Here is a 7982-nt window from a genome sequence, read left to right on the forward strand (position 1 = left end):
TTACCTAATCCAACACCACCATAAATAAATAGCGGGTTATAAGCATCACCAGGACGTTCGGCAACCTGCATGGACGCAGCTCGAGCTAATTGGTTAGAATTTCCTTCGACAAAGCTATCAAAAATAAATTTCTTGTTTAAATGACTGCTTTTGTAATCCACAGCTTTTATCGTTACTGCTTTTGGAGGTTCATTGCTACTCACAGCTGTTGTAGATTCACTAACCGAAGCCACTGGCTCGGCTGGTTTACTACCAATTTCAATCGAAACAGATTTAATTTCATCCCCACAAAATTGATTAACTAACTCTTCAATTCGAGTAAAAAAATGTTTTTTAACCCAATCGACTACAAATCGATTAGGTGCAAGCAAAACTAAACGCTGCTCCTCAGTGTGAGCCTGTAAAGGACGCAACCATGTATTGAATTGCTGAGCGGAATATTCATCTTGCAATAAACCTAAACATTTTTGCCAAACAGTTGTTGACACAACATAACTCCTCATCAAATAAGGGTGGTAAAAAGAATGTTAAAACTAATTATCCACGGCTACAAATATTGCCATTGAAAGTACCTGGTCGGCAAGATAATTAAGTAGAATAAATTAAAGAATCAAACGGGTAAAAAATTAAAAAATATAATTGAATTATAAATAATCAACAGTAAAAAACGACAGATTATACTCAGCCTTTCCCAAAAGGCAAAGTTATCCACAAAAAAAATGCGATATAACCATAATTTCGTGATCAATTCCAGTAGTTATAAAAGCAAATAATGTCCAAAGATAGAGCTCAAAGTATTATAAAAGCTATGGATAACTAAGAATTATAACAAGGGATAACTTGAATATAAGCTTGAATCTAAATAAAAAGATAAAAGAATAAACAATTAAAACACAAGTAAAAACCTGACTTACAAACAAAATATAAAACAACGTAACTACTTTGATAAATAATAATAAATAAAATTTATCAACAAGGATGAACGTTACTAATAATAAAAAAAGGTATTTAAAATAATATAAAACTATATTAATAATACGAAACTCCTTTCGTAAGACTTAGCCCATTAAAATTTGAATTCTTAATCTAAAAAATAATCCAGAAAAAAGCGGGTAAAAAATAAAAAGTTGAATTTTAGATTAGGTTAAGCTGCTATCAGCGACAAAAATTTGTTCCAACACACAAATATTTTAAATAGCGTTAATTTTCTCGTTCACGATGTTCTATTTAAAATAATCTGACCTGTATGTTTTTAGAGTAAATAAAATTTATCCATGAATTACGAATAGATTTTTGTCACGTAAGACTTAAGGATAGTTGATATCACCAGGACAAGAGTTCTATAAAATACAAACCAACTTAGAATCGATGCAAATAAGGAGCTACGTAATGTTTTTTGGGATTAAAGATTATAAATCGATGTGAAAGTTGTGCATAAGAAGGGTTTTTATATCTATATATATAGTGCATAAGATCTAATTAATAAATGGATGACGAGTTATACACACATTCAATATACTTAAATACATTAGTTTTAAACAATATAAATAACAATGTAACTGTATGATTTATATTGTTATTTATAAGTTACTCACAGAAAAGTTTATTCTATAATATAATAAAAAAATAAAAATTTAATAAGTAAATAATAATTATCGGCCAATAAAAATGTGAACTAATCCAAGAAATAATCCTGAATCAAATTTGACAGTGGAAAGAAAGTTATCTATCATTCGCAGCCTCATAAATTTTTATACAGGTTCATCATGAAACGCACCTTTCAACCAAGTAATTTAAAACGCAAACGCGATCATGGTTTTCGTGAGCGTATGGCTACGCGTGCTGGACGATTAGTAATTAAGCGCCGTCGTGCTAAAGGACGTAAGCGTTTGTCAGCTTAAGTGTTTGTTTTTAAAAAAACACAGCGATTGTTAGCAAAATATGATTATGACCATGTGTTTGAACAAGCAAAAAAAATTGTAACAGCAGAATTTGTTTTACTGTATAGAGCAAATAATCTCGGTCATGCACGTCTGGGGCTTGCGCTATCAAAAAAAAAGATAGCAAAAGCCCATGATAGAAATCGATTAAAACGGCTTATTCGAGAAAGCTTTAGACAAGGCAAACTGCCCTCTGTTGATATGATTTTTTTAGCAAAACAAGGCGTGGCAAAACAAACGAATGTAGATATAAATACCCAATTGAGCAAAACATGGGAAAAACTAAACTCATACTACGAAAAATAGTATGCATTCCAATAAAAATTTATCAATTTTCGATTGCCCCATTGCTTAAACCATGCTGTCGCTATTATCCTAGTTGCTCACAATACGCTGAGAGTGCAATCACAGAATATGGCATAACCAAAGGTATCTGGATGGGGTTTAAGAGAATATTAAGATGCCATCCCTGGTCACCAGGTGGTTATGATCCGGTACTCCCTAACGATGAGAAGTTTTAATGGATATTAGACGTATAATATTATATATGGCGCTCGCGCTTGTTGGTTTATCATTGTGGAATGCCTGGCAGGCAGATTATCCTGTAAAACCACCTGTAGCAGTTGAATCAACCAATCAGCTTAATACTGATGGTCATTTGTTACCTCAGATTTCTCCTGATAATTCAGAACAAAGCACTTTTAATCCTTCTCCTGAACAACAAACAGAAGGAATGATTAAGCCAGAACAATTAATACAAGTTAAAACAGATGTACTGGATGTTTCTATTGATTTAAAACAAGGCGATATTGTTAATGGCCTGCTTTTAGATTATCCATTAAGTGTTGAGGATAAAAGTAAACCTTTTCCACTGTTACAGACTCAACCTCAGGAACGATATGTAGCTAACAGCAGTATTTTTGTTGCCCATGAGCAATCAGTACGATCTTTGAATTTTGGTTTTACTTCATCACAAAAGGAATATCAGCTAAATCCTGAACAGAATCAGTTGACTGTGACGCTTGAAGGCAAAACAGATGATGGTTTAACGGTAAAAAAAGAGTTTATTTTTACCAAAGGCAGCTATTTAATTACTGTTAACTATAAAATCATTAACAACAGCAGTACTGAATGGAAAGGCTATCTCAATACGCAATTGTTACGCAGTTCTCCTAAAGAGGATAAATCAAGTATTTTTCATGTAGGTTCCTATACTGGCGCCTCTTACTCAAATCCAGGTGTCCATCGTTACCAAAAAGTTGGTTTTAGCGATATGAGTAAAACCAATCTTGATGTTGATGCAAAAGGTGGCTGGATTGCAATGCAACAGCATTATTTTCTAAGTGCCTGGATACCCAGTATTTCTAGTGAAAACAAATTTTACACGCGTGCCATTAATAACGACTACACTATTGGTGCGGTTAGTCAACCTATTTTGGTTAAAACTGATGAACAAAAGGAAATCAGTTCTAAGCTGTATATAGGCCCAGAAATTACCAGCGTTTTAAAAGAAATCGCACCTTCTCTTGATTTAACTGTAGACTACGGGATACTTTGGTTTGTATCTTCTCTCTTGTTTTCCGTAATGAAGGCTATATACAACGTTGTTGGAAACTGGGGTTGGTCTATCGTATTGGTGACGGTTTTAATTAAACTTGCTTTTTATCGTCTATCCGCTACCAGTTACAAATCCATGGCGGGTATGCGTAAATTGCAACCGAAACTACAAGCATTGCGTGAGCGTTATGGTGATGATAAAGCTAAAATCAGCCAGGCAACTATGGAGTTATACCGTCAGGAAAAAGTAAATCCTCTTGGTGGATGCTTACCTATTCTTATCCAAATTCCCGTATTTATTGCATTGTATTGGGTTCTATTGGAAAGCGTTGAATTAAGACAAGCGCCATTTATTTTCTGGATTAAGGATTTATCTTCTGCTGATCCTTACTATGTACTTCCTGTGATTATGGGAGCTACTATGTTTATTCAGCAAAAACTGAACCCTGCTCCACCAGATCCTATGCAAGCTAAGGTAATGATGCTTTTACCCTTGCTGTTTACTGGATTATTTTTGAATTTCCCATCTGGTTTAGTACTATACTGGATAGTGAATAACACCTTATCTATCATTCAGCAATGGTATATTACTCGTAAGTATTCTGATGATAAGCCAGTTAAAAAGCTTGTTGCTGCCGCAAAATAATGTCAGAAGATACTATTGTAGCCATAGCAACCCCGCCCGGAAAAGGCGGGGTTGGCATCATCCGATTATCAGGTCCTCAAGCCTATTCAATTGCTTTTCAATTAAACGCCAATAAAGATCTTAAGCCACGATTAGCCACTTATTGTTCTTTTTTTAATTCAAACAGTGAATTGATTGATCAGGGCATCATGATTTATTTCAAAGCTCCAAATTCGTTTACGGGTGAGAATGTCGTAGAAATTCATGGCCATGGTTCACCAGTAGTTCTTGATCTCATTACTAAAGAATCTGTTTTGTTAGGAGCACGTCTTGCAAGGCCCGGTGAGTTTTCGGAACGAGCTTTTCTTAATGATAAAATCGATTTGACACAAGCAGAAGCTATAGCCGACTTGATTAATTCAAGTTCTCAAACTGCTGCCCGGATGGCTGTGCGCTCACTGCAAGGGGATTTCTCTGCAAAAATCAACCAACTCAATGAAAAGCTCATTTATTTACGCTTATATGTTGAAGCTGCAATAGATTTTCCTGAAGAAGAAATAGATTTTTTAAATGATGGAACTGTTGCCAATTTGCTGCATACCATACTAGCTGAACTCGATGGAATTCGTTCTCTGGCAAATCAAGGTGTTATTTTGCGAGAAGGCCTCTCATTGGTTATTGCTGGAAGACCCAATGCTGGAAAATCAACATTAATTAATGCGTTAGCGGGAAAAGATATTGCTATCGTTACTGAAGTAGCAGGAACTACTCGAGATGTAATGAGAGAGCACATTTTGCTCGATGAAATTCCATTGCATATAATTGATACCGCTGGATTAAGAGACAGTGACGATTTAGTGGAAAAAGAAGGTATTAGAAGAGCATGGCTTGAATTAAAACAAGCTGATGGTGTTTTATTGGTTGTCGATATTAACGAGCCTGAGCAAAAAGAACATTTAATCAGCGAAATAAAATCGGCTTTACCTAGTGAAGTTCCTATTATCACGGTATTTAATAAAATTGATACCCAAAATCTTATTCCCAAAACACTGGATGACTCTGTTTATCTGTCTGCAAAATCAGGGGAAGGTATTGATCACTTAAAGGATGCCATTAAAAAAATGGCAGGTTACCATCCCAATGAAGGTCAGTTTTTGGCCAGAAGACGACATCTTCAGGCTTTGGACGACGCTAAAAATTTATTAGTTACCGGGCAGAATCAATTATCAGAGCATCGAGCTGGTGAATTATTAGCTGAAGATCTACGCTTGGCACATCAGGTTTTATGTGAGATTACTGGTGAGTTTACTTCCGATGATTTATTGGGGCGTATTTTTTCCAGTTTTTGTATTGGCAAATAATTACAATCTTATTTTCTCTCCTTCTGCATAACAAAGAGAGCTTTAGCCTCTCGGGAGATCCTACGTCGCCAGCTTCTCGGGATGACAGGTGTAGGCCTTCTTTCTTTAAGGCCAAAACCTGATGTTCCGTGGTCTATCCGCATCAATATACGAGCTTTTTGAATAAGTGTTTATTTTTACCCTGAATACTAAAAAACAATGTGTAAAAAAACAATACAAAAAAACTTGTCAAATGTAATTTCAAATGTTAACGTACTATTAATCAAACTTCCTGTATATTTTTTGTGAGTTGTAATTATGTTTTATGCGAGTAAAAATGCGGCTTTTCGTAGGGATAAACATCAGTTCTTTGCTCAAGTAACTACATCCGGAGAAACGGATTCAAAAATTCAGTTTATTGAAGAACGTGTTGATACGATTGGTTATACTTTTCTTTTGGAAAATCAACAGATCTTAGAAACCGAATTTGCAGAAATGTTTACTGTTTTGCAAAAGCAGGATGATGAAAACAAAGAAGCGTTCTGGCTGTATTGTTATTATTGTGCTTCCCTCCTGGAGGCATTCCATAAAGCCTATTTGCAACCAGGAAAAGAAGCTGACTATGCGGCAATTAAGCAACAAATTAAAGATCGTTTACAGAATAAAGTCAAACAAAACGAATCTGATGTTAGTTTTATTGAATCATTATATAACTCTTTTCTAACTGGCTTTAGCAATCTGACAAAATCTCCCTGGCATCTGTCGCAAATTAGGGATTATGTTGCTTATGCCAATCTATGCCGTATCTATTGGGCATTTTGTCGTATGACGATGACACAAGGATTCACTTTAGCCAAAGAGCTGCAATTAATTGAGCAGTTGGATGCTCTATTAGGCACTCATACGGATGTAAATCAGATTATTTCTGCATTTCAAATACCTACTCGCGTGATTAATTTTTTTAGTGTTGGGTTTTTTCTTGTACGATTTATGATTGATGGTGGTCTGTTACTAAGACATACTTTTTTCCCTACGGAATTGGAAAAAGGTGCCGCAAATGGCTGTGAAATCAGTAAAATGAACTATCTTCCAGGTGCTGCCAGCATTGACGGATACCGCAATACTTACGCTTTGGTTCAGGAAGATGAAGGTAGTGAAGCAGAACTTTATTATATTCCCAGAAGCGGAAAGCCTATAAAGCTGAATGCCAAAGACAAAAATAAGCTGCAATTCGATCTGACTCGCTGCTTAGGTGAGCAAGAATCCATTCGCTTAACTGCTGATGAAGTTAAAGAATTTATTACAGCACAAACAGAGCATGCGCCTGAGGTAACTACAGCCTATGATCGATTTAAGCATGATTTGTACAAGCGTCATTGTAACTTCGCAAACGATTTAGTTTGGGCTGTTGTGAATGGTCTTTCCAATTTTAACAACCTGTTTCATATTTCTGGTCCTGTTGCTGGATATCTGACCGCTGTTTTTCTTACCTTCGACGTTTGCTTGACCTTATACAAATGTAATTTGGCGAAGCAGGAATATTTGACCAAAAAATCACAGTACTTATCCGAAATTGATGATTATAATAATCCTGATATGTTTAAAAAAATGTCTGCAGAACAGAAGTTAATGCACATTGATATGCTTAATAAGCAACTCATAGAGTTGGAAATTAATTGGAAGACCAAAGAGGCGACCTTTTATTTTATTGCAGCAGCTGCTGCCCTATTAATGATGGGGTTTACGACGGCAATATTAGTTAGTTCTCCTTTTGTTGCTCTTGCTGCATTTTGTGTCTGTACTATTGCTGTCGCTATGTACCTTTCTATAGGCACTTATTCCACATACAAAGAAAAAGAATACAATTATGAACAAGCTCAATTGACAGGAAAAAATCTTGCTGTCACCCATAAGGAGTTTGATACAGCTCGTGATGATTTTATCTTCACTATGGCAAAAAATGCTATTGTTCCTACGGTATTAATCTCTACTTTTGCCATTTGCTGGCCTGCTGCAGTAGTATTAACTGCCTTATATCTTGGAGCTGAATTGTATCATTCCAGCAGCAAACACTCTGAAGATCTTGCTGCTAAGCAACTGGCATTAGCAGCACCAGATGAAGAAGTGGAAAAAAATAATTGTTGGCCCTTTTCTATTTAAACTTCTGGGTACATTGCTTTAATGGCAGCGACGTCTTTGTCACTTAAATGAGTTCGCTGCCCAATTTCAACTCCGTCAACGAGAGGAATAATCGTTTTCTCACCATTTTTAGAAAAAGCCAGCGTTCCATAATGCATAATGGATTGATAATCATATTCTCCGTAGTCTTTGCCATCGGTTAAATGTTGTTCAAAATTGTGTCTATGATTTTCATCTATATTTTCCCAGGCTATATGGATAAAAGAGCTTCTGTCACTTCTCGATTGTTCATGCCATAAACCTAAGGCATGTCCAATTTCATGGACTGTATAGCCAACGGATAATAAATTGATTATAATCATTTATTTATGACGTATTCAT

Annotated in this window: 8 protein-coding genes; 6 read left to right on the top strand and 2 right to left on the bottom strand. The window is 35.6% G+C overall.

The genetic code is table 11. The features are described from left to right. Nucleotides 1-488: DnaA N-terminal domain-containing protein (locus Q0495_RS07165; protein ID WP_298624466.1), on the bottom strand; the 488-nt coding region annotated here is incomplete at its 3' end. Between the two features lie 1278 nt (nt 489-1766). On the opposite strand from Q0495_RS07165, the gene rpmH reads away from it, so the two are divergent. The 6 genes from rpmH (at nt 1767) to Q0495_RS07195 (ending at nt 7622) form a co-directional block, all read left to right on the top strand. Then, on the top strand, nt 1767-1901 hold the full coding sequence (rpmH, locus tag Q0495_RS07170) for a 50S ribosomal protein L34 (protein WP_006869475.1): 135 nt from the start codon (nt 1767-1769) through the stop codon (nt 1899-1901). Beyond that, on the top strand, nt 1902-2246 hold the full coding sequence (gene rnpA / locus Q0495_RS07175) for a ribonuclease P protein component (protein ID WP_298624473.1): 345 nt from the start codon (nt 1902-1904) through the stop codon (nt 2244-2246). After that, nucleotides 2213-2461 (top strand): membrane protein insertion efficiency factor YidD, encoded by a 249-nt coding sequence (yidD, locus tag Q0495_RS07180; RefSeq protein WP_298624474.1) that lies wholly within the window; start codon nt 2213-2215, stop codon nt 2459-2461. Before rnpA ends, yidD begins: the two co-directional genes overlap by 34 nt. Beyond that, nucleotides 2461-4143 carry a membrane protein insertase YidC gene (yidC, locus tag Q0495_RS07185; protein WP_298624476.1) on the top strand — a complete coding sequence of 561 codons (1683 nt, stop codon included), beginning with the start codon at nt 2461-2463 and terminating at the stop codon, nt 4141-4143. Before yidD ends, yidC begins: the two co-directional genes overlap by 1 nt. Further along, complete coding sequence (gene mnmE, locus Q0495_RS07190; RefSeq protein WP_298624478.1) at nt 4143-5483, top strand: tRNA uridine-5-carboxymethylaminomethyl(34) synthesis GTPase MnmE; 1341 nt, start codon at nt 4143-4145, stop codon at nt 5481-5483. Before yidC ends, mnmE begins: the two co-directional genes overlap by 1 nt. 297 nt (nt 5484-5780) lie before the next feature. Further along, entirely contained in the window at nt 5781-7622 is a 1842-nt protein-coding gene (locus Q0495_RS07195) for a hypothetical protein (RefSeq protein WP_298624480.1), read from the top strand. Here the strand turns inward: Q0495_RS07195 and Q0495_RS07200 are convergent. After that, nucleotides 7619-7963 (bottom strand): M12 family metallopeptidase, encoded by a 345-nt coding sequence (locus Q0495_RS07200; RefSeq protein ID WP_298624482.1) that lies wholly within the window; start codon nt 7961-7963, stop codon nt 7619-7621. The genes Q0495_RS07195 and Q0495_RS07200 overlap by 4 nt on opposite strands. Between the last annotated feature and the right edge of the window lie 19 nt (nt 7964-7982).

This window comes from uncultured Legionella sp., from assembly GCF_937871865.1.
Lineage (GTDB): Bacteria > Pseudomonadota > Gammaproteobacteria > Legionellales > Legionellaceae > Legionella.